This is a genomic window from Pontimonas sp., assembly GCF_031581085.1.
In the GTDB taxonomy this organism is placed as follows: Bacteria; Actinomycetota; Actinomycetes; order Actinomycetales; family Microbacteriaceae; genus Pontimonas.
The window spans coordinates 1-22531 of sequence record NZ_JAVLBO010000020.1 but is presented as its reverse complement, the minus strand read 5'-3'; the positions used below and the strand labels follow the sequence as shown (position 1 = coordinate 22531).

Genomic DNA, 22531 nt, shown 5'->3' with positions numbered 1-22531 from the left:
ATCCCGATGATGTTCGCGGTGATCATCGCCACGTTCTTGCCCTCGATGGAAGCCCGATTCATCTCGATCATGGTGCTCTGGGCCTTCTTCGCACTGGCCATCATCGACGCGTTCTGGTTGGGACGCCAGGTCCGGCGGGGACTGGGCGCAAAATACGGCCCGGAGAACGTCGAAAAGGGTGTCCGCTGGTACGGCGCCATGCGCGCCTTACAGATGCGTGGTCTTCGACTGCCGAAAGCTCAGGTCGCCCGAGGCGAGAAGCCGGCCTAACCCATCTCCTGCAGTAACTCGCGGACCACGTGGCGAGCGACAAAAGGCCCTCGGTACACAAACGACGTGTAGGCCTGAACCAGATCTGCTCCCGCCGCTAACCGCGACTGCAGGTCTGCCCCGGTGCTCACCCCACCGGCAGAAATGAGGCAGGGGCCCTCACCGAGGGCTTTCCTCGCCACCTGCAACACCTCCTCGGCTCGAGCACGAAGCGGCTCGCCCGACAGGCCGCCCTCGCCCATCGCGGCGACCCGGCCTGCAGGAGTCGAGAGCCCCTCACGGGTCACCGTGGTGTTTGTCGCCACCAGCCCCGCGAGCCCCCGATGGGTGACGACACCGGCGATATCCACAATCTCCTCATCGGGTGAGTCGGGCGATACTTTCACCAGGACCGGTGTGGCACCAGATTCCTGCTGCACCACCCCCAACAGGCTGTCCAACACCGAAGGATCCTGGAGGCTTCGCAATCCGGGAGTATTCGGGGAACTGACGTTCACCACGAGGTAGTCAGACACCGCGGAGAGTCTCTGGGTCAGCTGTGCGTAGTCATCCTCAGCGTGTTCGAGAGGAGTGTCGCGGTTTTTACCGATGTTCACCCCGATGACGGGGCGACGGGCGGCGCTGCGCGCGCGGTGAAGGCGGTCCACCATCGATTCCACGCCGCGGTTATTAAACCCCATCCGATTAATCAGTGCCCGGTCTTCGGGAAGTCGAAACAGACGTGGTGTGGGGTTTCCCGGCTGGGGGCGCGGCGTGACCGTACCCACTTCGACGTGACCAAAACCCACCGCCGCGAGCCCGGCGATCGCCTCAGCGTCCTTATCGAAACCAGCGGCAAGGCCAAAAGGGTGAGCAAAGTCGAGACCCATCAGGTTTTTCGACAGCCGCGGGTCGTGGGGGTTACCCCGCTCTAGTAGGGGGCGAATCGCGGGAAGGCCAAAAGCTTTTAAGACCGCGATTCCCGCGTGGTGGGCAAATTCGGGGTCGAGTCGTCGAAAAAACTGAAATAACCAGGGATACAACACCTACGAGGCTCCTTCGGCTGTCTCGGAATCCTCCCCCGCCCGGGCGGCAGTCCGCAGTGCGTCGATCGCCCGGTCGAAATCGTCCAAACTCTCAAAGGCTTGGTACACGGAGGCAAATCGGAGATAGGCCACCTCATCGAGTTCTCGCAGAGGCTCGAGAATGGACAACCCAATATCGTTTGCCTCAATCTGGCTGACGCCGGTTTGCCGGATGGCCTCCTCCACACGCTGGGCGAGTTGGGCCAGGTCGCCATCGGTGACCGGACGCCCCTGACAGGCTTTTTTCACACCCACCGCAATTTTCTCCCGGGAGAACGGTTCACTGACTCCGCTTCGCTTGACGACGGTGAGACTCGCGGTTTCCATTGTGCTGAAGCGACGTCCACATTCGGGGCACTCGCGCCGGCGCCTGATGGACACGCCGTCGTCACTCGTGCGCGAATCAATGACCCGCGAGTCGGGGTGGCGGCAGAAAGGGCAATACACCTAGTGCTCCTCCCCCTCGACAAAGCGGGCCTCGACGGCTTCGGCGTGGGCGGGAAGGTTCTCGGCACGCGCGAACACCCCCAGCGGGCCAGAGATGTCGCGCAGGGCGTCGTGGCTGTATTCGACGATCTGTTGCGGCCGCAAAAACGTCAGCGCGGACAGGCCCGACTGGAAAGATGCCCGGCCGCCAGTGGGCAGCACGTGGTTTGACCCGGCGAGGTAGTCACCCGCACTCACCGGAGTATCCGCTCCCACAAAAATCGCCCCCGCGTGACGGATGCTCACTGCGACATCCCTCGCGTTCTCGGTGAGAATTTCCAGGTGTTCGGGCGCGAGAGCGTCACTGACCAGCACAGCCTGCTCGAGCGAATCCACGAGGATTATCGCCGACTGCGGGCCGGACAGGGCCGTCGTTGCCCGGTCGCTGTGCGAGGTGGCCTTCGCTCGGCGTGACACGCTCTCGGCGACAGCCTCGGCATAGTCTGCGTCGGTGGTGATCAGGATGGCTTGCGCGAGCTCGTCGTGTTCGGCCTGGCTCACCAAATCGGCGGCGACGCTCTCGATCGGTGCCCGCGAATCCGCAATGACCACAATTTCGGTGGGACCCGCCTCAGAATCGATGCCCACCACACCTTTGACCAGACGCTTTGCCGCGGCGACGTAACGATTTCCCGGTCCGGTGATGACCGAGACCGCATCGAGGCCAATATCGCCCACCCCGTAGGCGAGGGCCCCCACGGCGCCGGCACCACCCATTTGGTAGAGCTCGTCGACATCGAGAAGGGCCGCCGTGGCCAGGATGGTCGGGTGAATCTGGGCCTCCCAGTCGGCCTGGGGTGGTGAAGCCAGGGCGATCGAGGAGACACCGGCAACCTGAGCGGCAACCACATTCATCACCACACTCGAGGGATACACCGCTTTACCACCAGGCACATACACCCCGGCCCGATCGACCGGGACAAAACGCTGCGTAATCGACGCTCCTGGTGCCAACTCCACGCTTCGCGATTCGGGGACCTGAAGGGCACTGGCTCTCCGAACGCGCTCGATGGAGAGTTCTATCGCCTCACGCAACTGCGGCGCCAGTGTCCCCAGCGCCGCCCGAGCGACCGCCGGGTCGAGGCGAACAGCCCGGGGGGCTGTGCCATCGAAACGCTCAGACTGCTCTAACAGCGCGGAGCTGCCGCCGCGGCGGACCTGGTCGATCAGTTCAGCGGCCGCCTCGGACACGTCGAGATCTGCCGTGTCTACTCGGGGCAGCTGGGCCTGGAGCGAGCCTTCGGCAAAGTTCACTCCCCGCCAGTCCAGTGTGCGCATCATTCCCCCATGGTAGGCGCCTGCGGGTGAATGAGGCGCCCACGATCGGGGCGTAAGCTAAAGCCAATGACTTCTTCACACGATTACCAGCCCACCGACTCCGCACGAGAGAGTTTCCTGGAGGTGTTTCGTCGATACGGCGCAGGAGTAGCCATCATCACGCTGCGCAAACCCTCCGGCGAACCGACCGGCTTCACCGCCACCTCCGTCGCCTCGCTGTCACTGCTTCCCCCTCGCGCCACGTTCAACATGTCAACCACGGCCAGCAGCTGGCCGGCGATTAACTCCAGTGAGTCGCTCCTCATTCACACCCTGCCCAGCAGCGCACACAGCCTCGCCACGCAATTTAGCGGCGAGGCGGCGAGTCGATTCGACGGGATTGAGCTCTTAGAGGGCCCCGATGGCCTTCCCCTCGTCCCCGGGGCGACCGGCTACCTGCACGCAAAGATTGTCGAGCGTCACACGGTGGGCGACGCGGCGATGGTGGCGGTGGAAATTCTGGGCGGTGGATTGGGCCTCGACGAGTCCGCTCTGGTCTACCAGCACCAGGATTATCGAGTCGCCGCCTCTTTGTGATCCTCGGGCTCTGACGCGGCGGTTTTTTCCGCCGTGTAAATGCAGTCTTTTCCGAGAATGCCCTTTAGCTCAGCGATGAGGTTCGCGCTCACGTCGACTCGTCGCGGCAGGGCAAACATCCGTGCGCTGTGTGAGCCCACGAGTCTCACCCTGACGTCGTACTCGCCCGGGTGAGACTCCAACACTCGATCGAGTTGCCTCAACACCTCGGCCGTCGCGAAATATTCGGGAATAGCCAGGGTCAGCGGACCGCTCCAGCGCTGCTCGGCGCGGGAGTGGATATCTAAGGACTTGGCCCCCTGGGCGTGCAGGGTCACCTGGTCGTCTCGACGCTGGACCCTCCCGCGCAGACCCATAATGGTGTCTGGCTGCAACAGATTCTGGTGCTCCTGGTAGCTCTTTCCCAGAAACATCACCTGGATTTCGCCGCTGAAGTCCTCCAGGGCCGCCTGTGCGTAAGGGTTCCCGCTCGCTCTAGCGACCTTGTGATTGGCCTGCGTCAACAGGCCCGCGATGGTCACCACGGTGCCGTCCTCGATGTCACTGTCCAATAACTGCGCCACCGTCATTTCGGCGTGCTCGGCTAAGCCCAATTCCAAGCCCGCTAGCGGGTGGTCGGAGACGTAGAGGCCCAACATGTCGCGCTCCAAAGCCAACAGTTCGCGTTTTGGCCATTCGGGGAGATTGATGATTTTTGGATTCTCCCGAGACTCTGCGCTCTCCAACAGGGCGTCAAAGTCGAATCCCACATCGCCGTGTTCGGCGGCCTTTTTGTCCCGAACCGCCTGGTCGACGACGCTTTCGTGTATTTCGGCGAGCGAGCGTCGGGTGTTTCCCAACTGGTCGAACGCGCCCGCTTTGATCAGCGAGTCGACGGTGCGGCGATTGAGCGCCTGGAGCGAGACTTTCTGCACAAAGTCGTGAAAGTCGGTGAACTGCCCGTGTTCCTCACGCGCCTGCTTGATGTGTGCCACGACGGCCTGGCCCACGTTTCGCACCGCTCCCAAGCCGAAACGAATAGACCCCTCCACCGCGGAAAAATTCACTTCTGATTCGTTCACATCCGGGGGCAGTACCGCGATTTTCATCCGGCGACACTCGTTGAGATACACCGCCGATTTATCTTTATCGTCGCTCACACTGGTGAGCAATGCGGCCATGTATTCCGCCGGGTAGTGGGCCTTGAGGTAGCCGGTCCAATACGAGACGACTCCGTAGGCGGCCGAGTGGGCCTTGTTAAAGGCGTAGTCGGAGAAGGGGACCAAAATGTCCCAGAGGGTCTTAATCGCCTCGGCGGAAAACCCACTGGCGCGCATCCCCGCCTGGAACGCCTCGAACTGGATATCCAGTTCCTCTTTTTTCTTCTTGCCCATCGCTCGGCGCAACAAATCCGCTTCGGCCAGTGTGTAGCCCGCGAGCTTTTGGGCGATTTCCATTACCTGTTCCTGATAGACAATCAGGCCGTAGGTTTCCCCGAGGATGGGGTCGAGAGCCTCCGCGAGTTCCGGATGCAGCGGGGTGATGTCTTGCACGCCATTTTTTCGCAGTGCATAGTTGGTGTGCGAATCAGCGCCCATCGGTCCCGGTCGATAGAGCGCGAGAACGGCGGAAATGTCGGCAAATCTCTCCGGTCTCAGCAGCCGCAACAGGCTGCGCATTGGACCACCATCGAGTTGAAACACCCCGAGGGTGTCGCCACGGGAGAGTAGTTCGTAGGTGGGCCGATCGTCCAGAGTGAGCTCTTCTAAGACCGGTCGGTGGCCTTGGCTTTTTTCGATGTTGTCGAGCGCGTCATCAATGATCGTGAGATTTCGAAGCGCCAAGAAGTCCATCTTGACCAGGCCGAGGGCTTCGCTGGTGGGGAAATCAAACTGGGTCACGATTTGGCCGTCTTGCTCGCGGCGCATGATCGGAATGATGTCCTCTAGTGGTGAGCGCGACATGATGACCCCCGCCGCGTGAACACCCCACTGGCGTTTGAGGTTTTCTAACCCCTTGGCGACATCGAACACGGTGGCCGCATCGCGGTCTTGGGCCAGCAATTCCCGAAAATCGGCGGCTTCCTTATAGCGCTCGTGGTCGGGGTCCTGAATGCCGGAGAGAGTGATGTCTTTGCCCATGACCGAAGGCGGCATCGCTTTGGTCAGCTTCTCCCCCATTCCAAAGGGGTAGCCCAACACCCGCGAGGCGTCCTTCAGGGCTTGTTTCGCCTTAATGGTGCCAAACGTCACGATTTGGGCGACGCGGTCTTCGCCGTATTTGTCCGTGACGTAGCGAATGACTTCACCGCGGCGGCGCTCATCAAAGTCCACGTCGAAGTCGGGCATGGAGACGCGCTCGGGGTTTAAAAACCGCTCAAAAATCAAGCCGTGTTCGATCGGGTCCAGCTCGGTAATTCGCATCGCGTAGGCCGCCATCGACCCCGCCCCCGAACCGCGGCCGGGCCCGACCCGGATGCCGTGATCTTTCGCCCAGGTGATGAAGTCGGCCACGACGAGAAAGTAGCTGGGAAAACCCATCTGGACGATGACATCCATCTCGTATTCGGCCCTGCGCATCGACTCGTCGGGGACACCCTCCGGGTATCGCTCGTCGAGGCCGCGGAGAACAGCCCGACGAAACGCCCCGTCCTCGCTATCTCCCGGTTCGACCGACCACTGGGGCATGTAATTGGCCGATTCGTCGAATTCGACCGAAACCCGCTCGGCGATGAGCAGGGTGTTGTCGCAGGCTTCGGGAATATCGGCAAAAAGCTCCCGCATTTCCGCCGCAGACTTGATGTAGAAGTCTTGGGAGTCAAATTTAAAGCGCTTGGGGTCATCCAACGTCGAGCCGGACTGGACACACAGCAGAGCCTCGTGCGCAGTCGCGTCCGCCGCGTGGGTGTAGTGCGAGTCATTGGTGGCCAATAGCGGAATGGAGAGTTCTTTCGCCAGGCGAATGAGATCGGTCATCACCTGTTTTTCGATGCCGAGACCGTGGTCCATGACTTCGACAAAATAATTGTCCGAACCAAAGAGTTCTCGCATTTCGCCAGCGACTCGTTTGGCCTCGTCGTATTGGCCCAGTCGGAGCCTCGTTTGCACCTCACCGCTCGGGCAGCCCGTCGTCGCGATAATGCCCTCGTGGAAGCTCGAGAGGAGCTCACGGTCCATCCGTGGTTTGAAGTAGTAGCCCTCCAGGGAAGCTTTAGAGGCCAAGGTGAACAGGTTGTGCATACCGGTGGTGTTTTCCGCCAGCAGGGTGAGGTGGGTGTACGCGCCGGCGCCGGAGACATCGCTACCCCCACCGTCGCCGAAGGAGACCCGAGTTTTCTCGCTGCGATGCGTCCCCGGGGTGAGGTAGCCCTCCAGGCCGATGATGGGGTTGATGCCCCGGTCTCTCGCGGCCCGCCAAAACTCGTACGCGCCAAACATGTAGCCGTGGTCGGTCATGGCGACCGCCGGCATACCCTGCCGGGCCACCTCATCCATCAGTTCGCCGATGCGCGCCGCGCCATCGAGCATCGAATACTCGGTGTGGACGTGTAGGTGGGCGAAGGAATCGGTCACGTTATCTCCGGCTAAATCTCTCGACCTTTAGAGTATTGCCCCGCGCGGGCTACCGACTTCGCACACTCCGAGAATTACTGCGGATCTAATAATTGCAGGGTGTGTTCGAGCTCCGCGGGGTAATCCGACTCAATTCGAAGCCGCTCGTGATCGGCCGGATGCACAAACGAGAGCACTTTTGCGTGCAGCCACTGCCTGGTCAATCCGAGCCTTTGGGCAAAACTGGGGTCAGCCCCGTAGAGAGAATCGCCAACGAGCGGGTGGCGCTCGGCCTGGAAGTGGACTCGGATCTGGTGGGTGCGACCCGTTTCGAGGTGGACTTCTACGAGGGTCGCCCCGGGAAAGACTTCCAGCGTGTCGTAGTGGGTCACGGCGTCCTTGCCATCGCGCACGACGGCGAAGCGCCACGATGAGGTGGGGTGTCTGCCCACCGGAGCGTCGATTGTTCCCGAGCTGGGCGCGGGGTATCCCTGGACGAGGGCGTGATAAATCTTCTCCACCTGGCGATCGCGAAAAGCGTCTTTGAGTGCTTCGTAGGCGCGGTCGCTTCGTGCCAGGACCATCACTCCCGATGTCCCGACATCGAGGCGGTGGACGACACCTCGACGATCCTCTGGTCCACGCTCAGAGAGGGTGATACCGGCCTTGTGCAGGGAAGAGAGCACCGTCGGGCCATCCCAGCCGGGGGCGGCGTGGACGGCGAGCTCGGGGGGTTTATCGATCACCACGACGTCGTCATCGAGGTGCAACACCACCGGGTCTGGACTCTCTGAGGCTCCACGCGGCGGCGGCGCCACCGGATAAGAAATATCTAGCTGCCAGCCCGCCTGGGCAGCGACCGATTTCTTGAGGGGACTGCCGGAGCGAGTAATCGCCCCCTCGGCGATGAGTTCGTGAATGCGCGAACGGCTGAGACCGGTCAGTTCAGCGAGGACCCCGTCCAGGCGTGCACCGGAATAGTCATCGGGGATGACCACCCGGGTGGGCTCCCCGCCCCGGGCGAGATCCATTTATTGACTGGTCGTGCGGGGTGTGGGGGCAGCCCCTGGTGTCTGAGCCATTGAGGCTTCAACGCTGGATTGGTCCAGAGCGGAGAGTTGGTTTTCGATAAAGCCTCGAAGGCTCTGCCGGTACTGGCGCTCAAACTCGCGCAGGCTCTCCACTTTGGACTCGAGCGCATCGCGCTCCTGCTGGAAGACCGAGATTCTGCGCTTTTGCTCTTCTTCGGCGTCCGCGACAATTCGGGCCGCCTGGGCGTGACCCTCAGCGATGAGCTCATCGCGCTTGTGAATACCTTCGCGCACGTGTTCCTCGTGCAGGCGGCGCGCGAGCTGCAGAAGATTAGTGGTGCCCTCCGCATCGATGGGGTCATCTTCAGAAATCGGCGCTGCGTCAACGGCCGCGGCCGGCGCCGCAGCGGGAATCGGAGAGGGTGCGCTCTGGGCCTGCTGCGCGAGGGCTTTGGCTCCTTCGAGCTCCTTTTTCAGGGTCTCGTTTTCTTCCGCCAGCCGGCGCATTTCGACGACCACGTCGTCGAGAAAGTCGTCCACCTCGTCGGGGTCGTAACCTTCGCGGAATTTCGTCGCCTGAAAGCGTTTGTTGACAATGTCTTCCGGCGTGAGTGCCATCTTTTCGTTCCTTACCCTCTGCGTAGGCCCAAAGGCCCTGTAGCGTCTGGACGGCTATGGGTAGCCATCGTCGTCATCCTATCCCGGCGGGCGATTCACACCGCCCTGGCCTACCGGAAACCCCCCACAACCGACATCACGATGAGCGTGCCGATCATCAGTAGCGACCAGCCCAGATCGATGGCTGCACCCCCGATTCGAAGCGGGGGAATCACCCTGCGCACGGCGCGCAAGGGCCGGTCGGTGGCCGAATAGCTCGCTTCGGCGAGGAAGAGGAAGGGACCCCTGGGGCGCCAACTTCGGGAGAAGACTTGCACCCAATCCATGATGAAGCGAACCCACATCGCGATGAAGAAAAGGTAGAGGGCCACATAGACAAGCCACGCAATAGCAGACACCATGGCCTCCATTATGGCCGTTGTGCCAGGGTCTCGACCGACAGTTAGTCGAGAAGAGCGTCGTTGTCGACGTCGTCGCTGGCTTCACCGGATACTTGGACGTGCGAGGGCGAGAGCAAGAATACTTTCGGGGTCACCCGTTCGATGTGCCCGTAGAGCCCCTGGGTGAGCCCGCTGGCGAAGTCCACCATCCGCCGGGCTTCGGATTCACTCATTTGGGTGAGGTTCATCACCACGGGGATGCCGTCCCGGAACGTCTCAGCGATCAGCTTGGCGTCCTCGTACTTTTTCGGGTGAACGGTGAGAATCTCATTCACATCCGGAGCCTGGGATCCGCGCGCGCGACGAAGTGGCGTCACGGTGGCACGCTGCGCAGACTGCTGCTGACCGGACGTCACGGGGGCGGGCCGCTGCTCGGACCACTCCTCGGTGTTGGATTCTTCGGCGAGGCCGAGAAACTCCAACGTTTTGCGCAATGGATTCGCCATGGGGCACCCTTTCTCTCTCTATCGGGTGTCTCCAGGCTACGTCGCTGGAGGCCTTTTTCCGGTGATTGCGGTGCCAATGCGAAGGTGTGTCGCCCCGGCGGCAATTCCCTCGCGGAAGTCGCCAGACATCCCAATGGAGAGGTCAGTGGCCTCGGGAGCGAGTGACAGTACGATCTTCTGAAGTTGGCGCACTCTGGCAAAGGCCTCGGCGGGGGCTTGGTCCTGTGGGGCGACGGCCATCACCCCGCGCAGCGAGAGCGTGGGAGTCGCGAGGACCTGCTCGGCGAGTGCCCCCAGATCGTCCGGAGAGACTCCTCCCCGGCCGGGATCGCCGGTGAGATTGATTTCGATGAAGCCCTCAACCTTGTGCTCCAGGGTCGCCAGCTTCGAGACGACACTGGAGCGGTCGATCGAGTGAATCACCGAGCAATACTCGGCCACTGCCCGCGCCTTATTGGATTGAAGCTGGCCGACAAAATGCCAGGTGAGGGGAAGGTCGGCGAGTTCGGCGTGTTTGGCCTGTGCTTCTTGATGGCGCGATTCACCCACGTGCTCGACTCCCGCGGCGACGAGTTCGCCAAGCAGCGACGCGGGGTGGAACTTGGTGACCACGACGGTCGTGATGGCGGACGGATCGCGTCCCACGTCGAGCGCGGCATCGGCGATTTCTTCGGATACGCGTTGCCAGCGGCTCGTGGCGCTTTCAGTGGCCACGACCGCTAGCGCAAAAAGTCGGGTACGTCGAGGTCCTGATCGTCGCCGCCGTCTGAGGCAAACACCGGAGCACGTTCGGGCTCCACGGTGTCGCTCACCGGGGCATCGTGTGTTCGAGGTGAGTCAGTCAACCATTGGGGGTGGGCGTCCCCCTCGCCCTCCGAGGTCGCCGCCACCGCGGGGAAGCCAGCGCTGGCGGCGTTCTGGCTTTCGACGAAGCCGGCAGCAATCACGGTCACGCGCACTTCGTCGCCCAGGGAGTCGTCGATGACGGCACCGAAAATGATGTTGGCGTCGGGGTGCACGGCTTCTTCGACGAGCTTGGCGGCATCGTTGATTTCGTAGAGGCCGAGGTTTGATCCACCCTGGATGGAAATCAACACTCCCTGTGCGCCCTCGATGCTGATCTCCAACAGGGGCGAGGCAATCGCCAACTCGGCGGCTTTAATGGCCCGGTCTGCCCCTCGCGACGCGCCGATACCCATGAGGGCCGTTCCCGCCTCGTGCATGACCGATTTCACATCGGCAAAGTCCAGGTTCCACAAACCGGGGGTGGTGATGAGGTCGGTGATTCCCTGCACACCGGCCAACAAAATGTGATCGGCCGTCTCAAACGCCTGAATCATGCTGATTGAGGGGTCGCCTAGTTCTAACAGTCGGTCGTTGGGCACCACGATGAGGGTGTCCACTTCGCCGCGGATTAATTCGACGCCATCTTCGGCCTGGGCCTGGCGACGTTTTCCTTCAAAGCTGAAGGGTTTGGTCACCACTCCCACGGTGAGCGCTCCGACCGCTTTGGCGATCCGTGCAACGACGGGCGCGCCTCCGGTTCCCGTTCCCCCGCCCTCACCGGCGGTGACAAAAACCATGTCCGCTCCGGTGAGTGCCTGCTCAATTTCTTCGGCGTGGTCTTCAGCGGCGCGGCGGCCAATTTCAGGGTCGGCTCCTGCACCGAGACCTCTGGTGAGCTCTCGTCCGATGTCGAGCTTGACGTCGGCATCGGACATCAGCAGGGCTTGGGCGTCGGTGTTGATGGCGATGAATTCCACTCCGCGCAGTCCGCGCTCGATCATCCGATTGACCGCGTTGACCCCGCCCCCGCCGACTCCGACGACTTTAATCACTGCGAGATAGTTGTGCTGACCGGTCACCCGGCACCCCCCTCAACAAAACCTTCAACTTATACTTTAAGATGAGAGTTTTATTCACTTTCGGACGCTCCCCACGCTAGAGCCTTGGGGCGCATCACACCGAGAGGTCACGGGCGTGTCGCGGCCTGGCCTACTGCACGCCCTCCTCGTCCTCCCTACTCCTCATTCTCACTGGACTCCTCATTCTCACCGGGCGCTTCGCTGTCTTCGCCGGGCTCCTCCGGAGGACTCGGTGTGGGAAAGGGCGAGGCGGCGTCGCGAATGACCACCGTGTCCGGAGTGGAGAGGTCAATCAGCTGCGGGGCATCCCGGCCGGCCGTGCGCAGGGCTGCCGGGAGAACGCGGGCCTTGTCCCGGGAGAGTTCGCTGCTCCCCCACAACACCCTGTGCTGTGAATCGCGCAAGCTAAAAGCAACGGTATCCGCACTGGAGGCGCTCACCCGCTCAATTCGCGAGAGCACCTCGGGGGGAATGACCGAGAGGGCCTCACCAATGGCGACAAAGCCCCGCGATTGGGGATCGGCGGGCACGCCAATCAGTGGAAATTCGCTCGGCTGCGTCTCGGACTCGAAGAGGGTGACCGCCGCCCGATCCACCACCGCAAAACCCTCGGGGGTGGACACCGCACCGATAGGTGTCCGCTCCACCACGGTGACCACCAGCGTGCTCGGCAGTTCAATGCGCGTCTCCACCGAGGCAATCAGGGCGATGTCAGAAAGCGACGCGGCGACGTCAGCCGGACTCACCCGGGCGAGGGGTTCGCCACCGAACGGCTGCAGAGCCGAGACGACCGTGTCATTCGAGAGGCGCTCAGTGCCCAGCACGCGAATGGTTTTCAAACCCAGAAGAGGCGATGACGTGACAACGATGGTGAGAATGGCGACCAGCACCACTCCACCAATTCCCGCCGTGAGCGCTAATCGACGCTGACGTGTCGCGGTCGTAAACCGTCGGTACTCTCGTCGCTCAGCCCGCTTTCTCTCCCTGGCCGCTCGACGCTCGGCGCGCGCCCCGGAAGGCTTCTGCCGAGTTGTGCCGGAGGCCTTCTTCGCGCGTCGACTAACGCTCGCCACCGGCACTCCCACCGTGGGCCTGGTGCAAGCGATCCAGCAGTCGCGGCACAATTTGGTACAGATCACCCGTGCTCATGGTGAGAATCACGTCACCCGGCCTCGCCCGTGACACCGCCAACTCGACGGCCCCATCCCAATCGGGTTCGAAGTCATAGGACACACCGGGCGCCAATCGATCCAGAATCATCTGGGTCGTCACCCCCTCGATGGGATCCTCTCGTGAGCCAAAAATGTCGAGAAAAATCGTGTGGTCACTGCCCTGGCTAAACGCCTCGGCCAACTCAGCCGCCATCAACTGGGTGCGAGTGAACAGGTGGGGTTGAAACAGGGTGATCACCTCACCGGAGCCGGCCACGGTGTGGGCAACCGCGAGGGCTGTGGCGACTTCGGTCGGGTGGTGGGCGTGATCGTCGAAAACCCTCACACCACCAATGTCGCCGTGAAACTGAAAGCGCCGGTCCGCGCCGGCAAACCCCGACACTCCGCGGGCGGCGTCTGAGAGGCTCCACCCGGCAAGCAGAAGCACCCCGATCACGCCGGTGGCGTTGAGCGCCGTTAATTCCCCCGGAACAGCCAATTCAAATGAGGCGCTCTCTCCCGCGAAACTCACCACCGCCTTCGCCACGGGTGCCGCACTCACCTCACTGAGCTGAAGTCTGGCATCGGGATGGGTGCCGTAGGTGAGCACGTTACTCGCATCAACCCGCTCCCACACGGCCCGCGCCCCCTCATCGTCGAGGCAGATCACGGCCTCATGGGCGCTGTGGACAAACTGCTCGAACGCGTCCCACACGGCGTCGCGGGAGCCATAGAAATCCAAATGGTCGGCCGCGACATTGGTCACCAACGCAATCCGGGGGTGATAGATCAGAAACGAGGCATCAGACTCGTCCGCCTCGAGAACGCACCAGGATGATGTGCCGGCTCGGGCCGACACGCCCCACTGGCTGACCACCCCACCATTGACCGCGGTGATGTCCTCGCCGAGGCGCTCCATCGCCGTCGCGAGAATCGCCGTCGAGGTGGTTTTGCCGTGCGAGCCACCCACGGCAATCGTGTCGAGCCCTCGCGCAATAACACGCAGCGCGTCCGCGCGGTGGAGAATCGTGACACCGCGCTCGCGGGCGCGGACCATTTCAGGATGCCAGTCGCGCACCGCGTAGGTCGAAATCACCGTGTCGACCTCATCCAGCCAGCCCGAATCTTCGCCGATGAACACTCGGATTCCCGCCGCTGCCAGCGAGTCGGTCACCTCTGAGGCGGCGCGATCGGTGCCACTGACCGCGTGGCCGCGCTCGTGTAACACGCGAGCAATCCCACTCATACCGGAACCGCCAATGCCCACCAGATGGACCCTGCCGAGATCATCGGGTAGCCAACCATCAGTGCGTGGTCGAAGCATCAGCACGTCCCTTCCCGCCACCGGCGGCGTCTAGAGCCCACCGCGCCATAATCGTCGCACCGTCCACTCTCGCCGTGGCGGCCATCGCCTCACCCATGGCGGCCACCCGCTCTCGATCATCCAAGAGGGGCAACAACACGGCGTGCACCCACTCGGGCGTGAAATCCGCGGTGCTCACCTGCAGTGCCCCTCCGGCGGAGACGGCAGAGGCCGCATTGCGCTGCTGCTCACCGTTTCCCACGTGGTAGGGAACAAAGATCGCCGGGAGCCCCACGAGCGCCAACTCGGCCACGGCATTAGCCCCCGCCCGCGAGACCACCAGGTCAGCCGAGGCCAAAGCGAGGTCCATCCGCTCGGTGTACTCCACGTGAGTGACCCCCTGCGGTGGGGGCGACGGTGCCTCGTGGCCCGGCCCACGCAGGTGGAGTACTTGCCACCCCTGGGCCACGATATCGGCAGCGACCCGGTCGAGGGTGTCGTTTAGTGTCCTCGCCCCGGAGGAGCCCCCGGTGACCAGTAACACCGGGGTGTCTGCGTCTAATCCAAAGTGTTGTCGCGCAGCGCTTCGTTGGGCCGGGCGATCGATGGCGAGGACTTCCGGACGAAGGGGCATCCCCACCACGGTGGCGTGAGGAAGCGCAGTGCCCGGAAAGCACACCCCCACCGCACGGGTCAGCCTGGCCCCTAAACGGTTTGCCAACCCCGCAATGGCGTTTGCTTCGTGAATGACCAACGGAATGCGCAGTAACCAGGCGGCCAGGTAGACCGGCGCCGCGGTGTAGCCGCCAAAGCCGACCACCACATCCACTCGGGCTTCGCGCAGCGCCCGCCTCGCCGCGACAACAGCCTGCAGCCAACGCAGAGGAAACCGCAGAGCGGCCGGGCTGATTCTGCGCGGGAAGGGAAGTTTGGGGACACGGTGGATGATCGGAAAGCGCTCGGGCACCAATTCGTCTTCGCGGCCACCGCGAGTGGCGATCACGACGCAGCGGGCACTCTCGCTTAGCTCCTGGGCAACAGCGAGCAACGGGGAAATATGGCCGGCGGTTCCACCGCCCGTGAGGGCGATCGTGCTCACGGTGACCGGACTTCTTTGGAGGATCCCGGCTGCCACACCGGCGTCACACGGCTATTGCGGTTGACCGCCATCACCACCCCCACACCCAGCAACGTCGAGAGCAGTGCGGAGCCGCCGACAGAAATAAAGGGCAGCGGAACACCCAGGACGGGCAGGTATTCCAGGACGACGGCGATGTTGACCAGTGCTTGGCCCACAATCCAGATCATCACCCCCGCGGTCACCAACCGGGCAAAAGGGTCACTGTTTCGCTGCACAAGGCGCGCCATCGCGACGGCCAACACGGTGAAGCTCAGGATCACCACGCTTGCTCCCACCAAACCCAGTTCCTCACCGATCACGGCAAAAATGTAGTCGGTGTCTGCTTCGGGCAACCACGACCATTTGGCTCTGGAGTTACCCAAACCCACCCCAAAGACTCCACCCGAACCCAACGCCATGGTCCCCTGCATCGGTTGCCAACACTGGTAGAGAAACTCATCGTCGGTGCAGCCGGAGAGCCACACGGTGACACGCTCTAAGCGGTAGGGGGCGATCAACGCCATGATCGCCGCCACCGCGCCGGTCGCACCCACAACAGTGCCCAACAAGCCCAAACGTATTCCCGCGACGAAAAGCACTCCCAGCACGATGAGCGCCATCACCCCCATCGTCCCCAGGTCTTGGCCGAAGAGGACCAGAGCGAGAGCGAGAATCAGACCCGGAATCAGCGGTTTTCCCAGCGCGCGCGGGCTTCGAATGTAGTCGACCCGATCGGCCAAAATGTGGGCCATCCAGATGATGAGCGCGAGTTTGAGAAATTCTGAAGGTTGACCGGTCAAGCCCCCGATCGAGAGCCAGTTGGTGTTACCTCCCGAAGAAATACCCAGCGGAGTAAACACCACGAGGCCCTGGAGGACGAGTCCAATGAACAACAGGGTGGGGGCCAACGCCCGAAGAGCTTGGGGCCTCCAGGTTGAGAGCACAAACATCATCGGTAAGCCCAACATCGCCCAAATACCTTGACGGGTAGCGACCCCCAAGAAACCCTCACCGCTGGTTTGGGCCGTCACGAATGAGGAGGAGAGAACCATGACCAGGCCAAAGAGGACAAGAAACAGCACCATCGCGACCATCACGACGTACTCGGGTGTCTCGGCCCGAAATAGGCGCCGCACCGACACCACAGCCCGCGTGCTCCCCGACTCGGGGCGAGGGTTGGCGACGGTGCCGGAACGAGAGGACACTGCCGACACCTCCCCCAATTAAGCGACCAGCCGATTAGACCACCCCTAGTCTCCGGCGAAGACGCGAATCGGTCGGTGAGGGTGGCGGGTGTGTCCGCTATTTCTGTTCGGGCCAGTCACCCAGCAAGAGTGCGCCTCCAAGTACTTCGGGAGCCACATCCAAGGCCCTGCCCACACCGAGAGCCGCGATGGCCACCTCGACCAATTCGGGCGTGGAAAACCCAGCCGCTACCAGCTCCTCCACCGTGCACAACTCCAGAGCGCGGTCTTTGCGATCGGGCAAAAACGCGCGATCGCAAATGACTTCGTCGACTCGACCCAGATCACTCATGCCCGGGGTGTCCCTGACGATGCCAATCGCTCGGGCTCCTTCGACGACCGACGCCTCGTGCAACGCGGTTTCACTCGCCGTGCCCGGCTGATAGAGACACGACTCGCGCGTGTGAGAGTAGAGCGCCTGTAGCGTCTCCGGGTCAGCATCTTCTGCCGGCTGGAAGTAGAGACTCACGCGCGGTCTGCGTTGGCTGGACTCCTGCGTGCCCATTCGCCACAGCTGTCGGTCAGAAAGAGTCCAGAGCGCCACATCAATACCGTCGGGGTGTCGAAAAGCATCCAGCATCGACGGCGCACCGTAGCCACCACGGGCCGCCTTGAAAGAGGCATGGAGCAGGAATTTCTGCGCCACATCAGCGACAACAAGACTTCGCTGTCCCCCGGCACACAAGACAATGTCGGGCCGCACGCCGTGTTTATCCGCCACTCGCCAGGAGAACTCGACGTCAGACCACACTGTGAGACCACTCGCCCACAGTTGTTTTTCGACCTCTAGGTCGGGATGCCAATCGGGTGAAATCACCACCAGGTCGGGCCGCAGTGTCAGCGCCGCGGCGGCGATCTCCGCCTCGGATGCGACGCTGTGGACGTCTACCCCCAACACCCCCAGGATGGTCGACCGATCAGAGTCTTCTCCCGCGAAGAGCACCTGGGTGGTCGCCCCCAGCTCCGCCAGGGTGTCCGCCAACGCGAAGCCCCCCTCGCCAAGGCCCACGACGAGCACCTTCTGCCCCGCCCACGGGGCGAACCAGCTGGTCAAGAGCTCTATTCCCGAACCGGAGTCAGACGACACAGGCATTAACGACCGAGCCACTCCAGATAGAAAATGCCCGCCCCGGCGAACGCGAGGAAGCCGGCGATGAGCCAAAACCTCACCACAATGGTGACTTCGGCCCAGCCTTTAATTTCATAGTGGTGGTGGAGCGGACTCGAATAAAAAATCCGACGACCCTTGGTCAACTTAAAGTAGGTGCGCTGGAGGACGACCGAGGCGGTGAGAATGAGAAATAGCCCGGCGATGAGCGGCAACAACAACTCGGTGCGGGTGAAAATCGCCATCGCGGCGACGCCACCACCCAGCGCGAGCGACCCGGTGTCGCCCATGAAGACCTTCGCCGGGGAGGTGTTCCACCAGAGAAAGCCAATCAGGCTGGCCAAAATGGCCGTCGCGACGGCAGCAAGATCCAAGGGATCTCGCACTTCGTAACACTTGTAGGCGACCACGGGGTCGAGGCTTGCGGAGAAACAGGACTGATTGAACTGCCAAAAGCTGATCAGAACGTAGGCGCCAAAGACCAGAATGGACGAGCCGGCGGCGAGGCCATCGAGACCATCGGTCAGGTTCACCGCATTGGACGTGCTCACCACGATCAGACTGGTCCAGATCGCAAAAGCGATGTAACTGCCGATGGTCCCGAACACGGCAAAGGTCAACCAGTCAATATCCCTAATGAACGAAATGGCCAATGAGGCCGGAGTTTCACCGTTTTGATCGGGGAAGGAAATCGCCAAAGCCGAAAACGCCGTCGCCACGATGATCTGGCCGACAATCTTGGCCCGAGGCGACAGGCCCAGCGACTGCTGTTGCCGGATTTTGGAGAAGTCATCCAGGAAGCCCACCGCCCCCAGACCCAACATAATCGCGATGACCAGAACGCTGGAATAGCTGGGCGTGGCCCCGGTGATCAGGTGGGCCACGAAGTAGCCAAAGACGATGCCGAGCAGGATGATAATCCCGCCCATCGTCGGGGTTCCGCGTTTCACAAAGTGCGTTTGGGGGCCATCCTGTCGGATGAATTGCCCCCAGCCGAGACGTTGAAAACCCCGAACAAAGACCGGGGTGAGCACCAGCGTAAAAATTAACGACAGCGCGCCGGAGAGGAGAAGCACCCTCACGGGGTGACCCCCAGCAGCGCTAACACGCCCGGCAATTCGCCGAAACGATGTCCAATAATGAGGACCACGTCGTTGCTTTGGGGCCACTCACGGATGTAATCGTACGCCTTTTGCGCCTGTTCTAACCACAGTGACTCGCCATCCCATGACCCCTCGAGACCGACCTGAGTCGCGAGTGCTTTTGCCTCTACTCCCACACCGAGCCACTGGTCGACACGGAGCCTAATCATCGCCGCACCCAGTGCGGGTAATGAGTCGTAGTCGTCATCCGGGCCAATGGCGACCAAGCCCGAAACCACCAGAAGGCGGCCCTCTTCTCGAACCACGGCCGAAGCCTGTTTGACTTTCGCGACAAGATCATCTGCCTGGGGCGACTCGGTCCAATCCAGCCAGCAGGTTCCCCCGCCGTCGAGGTCAAACACTTCCACGAGTTGCTCTCGTTGTGCGACACCGCGGAGCTTGGCGGGGGTAGGTGCCACGGGCTCGAGGCCCAGCAGGGCAGCCAAGGAGTCGTGCGGCAGGTTGTCTCTCGAGCCCTCCGGGTACACCAGACCCAGCGTCACGAGATTGCCCTCCTCATCGACACACTGGCTTCCCGCCCGGGTGACGCTATCGACCCTCCAGCTCACAAGCTGTCCTCCACACTCTCGCTCAGGTAACCGGCGGATTGCAGCGCGCGGAGCGCCTCCGCTCGAGCGGAAAAGGGTTCACGCACTCCCCCCACGTCCCGGTAGGACTGTGAGCCGGGTCCAATCCACACGATGGTGTCACCCGGTTTCGCGATGTGCACCGCCCGGGCAATGGCCTGCTCTTGGGAGGCGATTTCTTCATACTCTGCGTGACCGGCACTAGCCACCCCGACCAAGATATCGGCACGAATTTGCGCGGGGTCTTCCCGGCGGGGGTCATCGTCGGAGACGATGACGTAGTCGGCGAGTGTGGCGGCTATTTCGCCCATCGCAAACCGTTTCGTCCGATCGCGGTTGCCGGAGGTCCCACAAATCACAATCATTGCGCCCGGCGCGTGTGAGGCGAGTGCCTCTAGGGTCTGTTGATACGCGTCGGGGCTTCGACCCGCATCGACAAACACGCTCACGGCAGACTCCCCCGAGACTTTTTCGGCGCGCCCGGGGACGACCAGGTCGATTCCTCCCCGATGACGCCCCACCGCGTGCTCCAATGCCTCCAGGCTGTAGCCGCCCTGGACGAGCATCACCATCGCCAATGCGGCGTTTCGCACCATGTGGTCTCCCGCCGCGCGAATGCTGCTGGTGAGGGTCCCCTCCGGTCCGGTAAGAACAAACGTCGTCTGCCCGCCCTCTGCGTTCACGATCTCCACGCTCCAGGTCGGATGTTGCTCGGGCCGGCCAATACTGACCGCGGGAACACCGCAACCCGCGAGCATTTTCTGCCCCCAGGGTGTATCCAAGGAGATCACGGCCTGCTCGCTCAAGCCAGGCTGAAAGAGTTCGCGCTTTGTCTCGAAGTAGGTGTCCATGTCGCCGTAATCTTCAAGGTGATCGTGGCTGAGGTTGGTGAAGCCGGCCACGCGCGCAACAATGCCCGATAGTCGCTGACGTTGAATCGCCTGGGCACTCGCCTCCAAGGCCATCAGCGCCACCCCGCGCTCAGCGGCCAGCGCGAGCAGGGCATGAAGCTCTGGTGCTTCCGGAGTGGTGAGTGGCGTCTTCACACTCTCCTGGCCGATCCTGCGCTCATGGGTGTTCGAAAACGCTGAATTGACCTCCATCGCCCGGGCAATGGCGTCTAAGTAGAACACGACGGAGGTTTTGCCGTTTGTGCCGGTGACCGAAAACACGTCGGGGAGGCGAACTCCCGGGTCATAGACCCGAAGAGACACCGGACCCAGTTGGGCCCGAGGGTCGGGGTGAACGGCGATGGGAAAGTCTTCGGGGACATTGTCCATATGGGCGATGCCGGCGGGGTCGCTCAACACGGCTTGGGCGCCCGCAGCGATCACCTCAGTGACAAACTCACCACCGTGTCGACTGGCACCGGGTAATGCGACAAAGAGGTCACCCGGTGCCACCGCCTGGCTCGCCAGACTCACACCAGAGACCGTGTGGTCGGCGGGAGGCTGATGCCAATCCCAGGAAAACGCTTCCCCCAATTCGGTGAGCGCTGTGGGGGTATTGGCGGTCGGTCGCGGGCTGTGTGCGCTCACGGCGATGACCTCCTCGATGGTGCGTGGGTGCCTACCAGGTTAGTGGGGGCAAGCCGGGGCCCGGACCTGAAGGAGCCACTCGGAAATGCTTCACGACCTGGGTCACAATCGCATCGAAGGCGGGAGCGGCCGCGTAGGAAAAGCGGTTCGTTTGCGGTTTGACAAAAGCGACCACGACGACGTATTGCGGGTCATCCGCGGGGACCATTCCGGCAATCGAGATCATTCGCTCATCGCCGTACTCGCCATTTTCCGCGATCTCTGCGGTGCCGGTTTTCGCGGCGATGCGGTAGCCCGGCACATTCACCCTGGTCTGCAGGGTGCCGCTTTCGGGAACGGTTTCTAAAATGCGCAGCGTCTCCCGGGCCGTCGATTCTGACACCACTCGAACACTCTCGTGCTCTGGCGCAGAAACGAACTCTCCATCGGCGTGTTCGCAGCCGCTCACGAGGCGAAGCGGAATCCGAACACCTCCGTTGGCAATCGCTTGATAGGCACCGGCCATTTGCGCGGTCGTCGTGGAGAGGCCTTGACCAAAGGCTTGGGTGTGCCGGGTAATCGAGTCGACCGTGTCCGGGTCGGGCAGGTAGCCATCCTGCTCACCCAAGAACTCGACGCTGGTCATTTCGCCAAAACCAAATAATTGGTAGTAGCGATGCAACGTGCCGAGGTCCATCCGATCCGCCAATTCGACCACGCCGGTGTTGGACGAGTGGCTGATGATCCCCGCAGTGGTGAGGTTGCCTTCGGCTGCTCCCGACGAGTTTCGAATGTAGCGCTCTCCCGGGAGCTCCCAGGTTGACGGGACGCTGTGCGCCTCCTCTGAAAAGGTCAGCCCCTGGTCCAGCAGCGCGGCAATCGTGATCGTTTTCATTGTGGAGCCTGGCTCGAAGGTGGAGCTGAAATTGTCGGCTCGAAGATGTGATTGGGGCACATCACCAAAATCGTTGGGGTCATAGGTCGGCCAGTCAGCGGCCGCCACCACGTCCCCGGTGTCGACTTCGACGACCATGGCCGAGCCGCTCTCCGCTCCGAGATTTTGCCCGTAACGAGCGAGTTGTTGGAGGACAAACCACTGAAGATCGCTGTCGATGGTGAGCACCGCGTTGCCACCATCGAATGCTTCTTCAGTCACTTCCATGGTGCCCGGAAGTTTCACCGAATCGGCACCGCGTTGGTAGCGAAGCGACCCGTGTTCTGCCCGTAAGCATTGGTCCCATTTCAGCTCAACGCCCTCGAGTGGACCGTCGGTGCCCATCATTCCGGTGAGGTTTCCGGCGACGGAGCCGAAGGGATAAAACCGCTCCGGATTGCGCTCGAAATACATCCAGGGAATATCCAAATCCACCAGTGCGCGGTATTGGGTGGTGGTCACCTCTTTGCTCAGGTAGGCGAAGTTGGCGTCGGGGTCGGCCGAAATGCTGGCCCACATTTGAGCAACAGGCGTGCCCGTAATCGACTCCACTTCCGCCAGCGCCGCCATCACACTCACCACCTCACCCGCTCGCCGAAAATCCGCGACGTGCATCGGCGACACCGTCACGTCGTAGCGATCGGCGTTGTGCGCGAGCGGTTGTCCCGCCCGGTCGAGAATTTGGCCGCGCTCCGCCCACAACGTGGCCGACTGGGTCCGAAATTGTGTCGATTCAGTGCTCAGTTCGGCAGCCCGAACCACTTGGATGTCCACCAGGCGCACAAAAAACGCTCCCACAATGACGACGACCACGAGAGACA

General features: G+C 62.2%; 21 protein-coding genes. 2 read left to right on the top strand and 19 right to left on the bottom strand.

All coding sequences use genetic code 11. The features are described from left to right. On the top strand, positions 1-270 hold a 270-nt coding region (locus RI518_RS06285; protein WP_310689632.1), incomplete at its 5' end, for a DUF3043 domain-containing protein. Here the strand turns inward: RI518_RS06285 and RI518_RS06280 are convergent. Genes RI518_RS06280 through hisD form a run of 3 tightly spaced genes read right to left on the bottom strand, consistent with a single transcriptional unit; the run spans position 267 to position 3101 of the window. Then, positions 267-1292, bottom strand: a complete 1026-nt coding sequence (locus tag RI518_RS06280; protein ID WP_310689633.1) for a quinone-dependent dihydroorotate dehydrogenase — start codon at positions 1290-1292, stop codon at positions 267-269. The genes RI518_RS06285 and RI518_RS06280 overlap by 4 nt on opposite strands. 3 nt (positions 1293-1295) lie before the next feature. Next, positions 1296-1781 (bottom strand): transcriptional regulator NrdR, encoded by a 486-nt coding sequence (gene nrdR / locus RI518_RS06275; RefSeq protein WP_310670978.1) that lies wholly within the window; start codon positions 1779-1781, stop codon positions 1296-1298. After that, positions 1782-3101 carry a histidinol dehydrogenase gene (gene hisD / locus RI518_RS06270; RefSeq protein WP_310689631.1) on the bottom strand — a complete coding sequence of 440 codons (1320 nt, stop codon included), beginning with the start codon at positions 3099-3101 and terminating at the stop codon, positions 1782-1784. It abuts the gene before it with no gap. Between the two features lie 63 nt (positions 3102-3164). Between hisD and RI518_RS06265 the strand changes: the two genes are divergently transcribed. Beyond that, positions 3165-3674, top strand: coding sequence for a flavin reductase family protein (locus tag RI518_RS06265; RefSeq protein ID WP_310689630.1), 510 nt, complete (start codon positions 3165-3167; stop codon positions 3672-3674). Here the strand turns inward: RI518_RS06265 and dnaE are convergent. The 16 genes from dnaE to RI518_RS06185 all read right to left on the bottom strand — a co-directional run. Continuing rightward, positions 3650-7225 (bottom strand): DNA polymerase III subunit alpha, encoded by a 3576-nt coding sequence (gene dnaE, locus RI518_RS06260; RefSeq protein WP_310689629.1) that lies wholly within the window; start codon positions 7223-7225, stop codon positions 3650-3652. The genes RI518_RS06265 and dnaE overlap by 25 nt on opposite strands. 74 nt (positions 7226-7299) lie before the next feature. Then, entirely contained in the window at positions 7300-8235 is a 936-nt protein-coding gene (locus RI518_RS06255; protein WP_310689628.1) for an RluA family pseudouridine synthase, read from the bottom strand. Beyond that, on the bottom strand, positions 8236-8853 hold the full coding sequence (locus tag RI518_RS06250) for a DivIVA domain-containing protein (protein WP_310670973.1): 618 nt from the start codon (positions 8851-8853) through the stop codon (positions 8236-8238). A gap of 110 nt (positions 8854-8963) precedes the next feature. After that, on the bottom strand, positions 8964-9254 hold the full coding sequence (locus RI518_RS06245) for a YggT family protein (RefSeq protein ID WP_310670971.1): 291 nt from the start codon (positions 9252-9254) through the stop codon (positions 8964-8966). 41 nt (positions 9255-9295) lie between these two features. Further along, complete coding sequence (locus RI518_RS06240; protein ID WP_310670969.1) at positions 9296-9739, bottom strand: cell division protein SepF; 444 nt, start codon at positions 9737-9739, stop codon at positions 9296-9298. Between the two features lie 36 nt (positions 9740-9775). Next, complete coding sequence (locus RI518_RS06235) at positions 9776-10453, bottom strand: YggS family pyridoxal phosphate-dependent enzyme (protein ID WP_310670968.1); 678 nt, start codon at positions 10451-10453, stop codon at positions 9776-9778. 5 nt (positions 10454-10458) lie between these two features. Next, the gene (ftsZ, locus tag RI518_RS06230) at positions 10459-11604 is read right to left on the bottom strand and encodes a cell division protein FtsZ (protein WP_310670966.1); all 1146 of its coding nucleotides are present in this window, start codon (positions 11602-11604) and stop codon (positions 10459-10461) included. Between the two features lie 155 nt (positions 11605-11759). Next, positions 11760-12677: an FtsQ-type POTRA domain-containing protein gene (locus RI518_RS06225; RefSeq protein ID WP_310689627.1), complete on the bottom strand. Its 918-nt coding sequence runs from the start codon at positions 12675-12677 to the stop codon at positions 11760-11762. After that, complete coding sequence (murC, locus tag RI518_RS06220) at positions 12664-14100, bottom strand: UDP-N-acetylmuramate--L-alanine ligase (RefSeq protein WP_310670964.1); 1437 nt, start codon at positions 14098-14100, stop codon at positions 12664-12666. The genes RI518_RS06225 and murC overlap by 14 nt, the downstream gene beginning before the upstream one ends. Next, positions 14060-15157, bottom strand: a complete 1098-nt coding sequence (gene murG / locus RI518_RS06215; protein WP_310670963.1) for an undecaprenyldiphospho-muramoylpentapeptide beta-N-acetylglucosaminyltransferase — start codon at positions 15155-15157, stop codon at positions 14060-14062. The genes murC and murG overlap by 41 nt, the downstream gene beginning before the upstream one ends. Beyond that, on the bottom strand, positions 15154-16383 hold the full coding sequence (gene ftsW, locus RI518_RS06210) for a putative lipid II flippase FtsW (protein WP_310670962.1): 1230 nt from the start codon (positions 16381-16383) through the stop codon (positions 15154-15156). Before ftsW ends, murG begins: the two co-directional genes overlap by 4 nt. A 97-nt stretch (positions 16384-16480) precedes the next feature. Continuing rightward, entirely contained in the window at positions 16481-17515 is a 1035-nt protein-coding gene (locus RI518_RS06205) for a hypothetical protein (RefSeq protein ID WP_310689626.1), read from the bottom strand. Beyond that, on the bottom strand, positions 17515-18612 hold the full coding sequence (gene mraY, locus RI518_RS06200) for a phospho-N-acetylmuramoyl-pentapeptide-transferase (protein WP_310670960.1): 1098 nt from the start codon (positions 18610-18612) through the stop codon (positions 17515-17517). The genes RI518_RS06205 and mraY overlap by 1 nt, the downstream gene beginning before the upstream one ends. Then, positions 18609-19241 carry a hypothetical protein gene (locus tag RI518_RS06195; RefSeq protein ID WP_310670959.1) on the bottom strand — a complete coding sequence of 211 codons (633 nt, stop codon included), beginning with the start codon at positions 19239-19241 and terminating at the stop codon, positions 18609-18611. The genes mraY and RI518_RS06195 overlap by 4 nt, the downstream gene beginning before the upstream one ends. Beyond that, positions 19238-20797 (bottom strand): UDP-N-acetylmuramoyl-L-alanyl-D-glutamate--2,6-diaminopimelate ligase, encoded by a 1560-nt coding sequence (locus RI518_RS06190; protein ID WP_310689625.1) that lies wholly within the window; start codon positions 20795-20797, stop codon positions 19238-19240. Before RI518_RS06190 ends, RI518_RS06195 begins: the two co-directional genes overlap by 4 nt. Positions 20798-20828: 31 nt before the next feature. Further along, on the bottom strand, positions 20829-22531 hold a 1703-nt coding region (locus RI518_RS06185), incomplete at its 5' end, for a penicillin-binding protein 2 (RefSeq protein ID WP_310689624.1).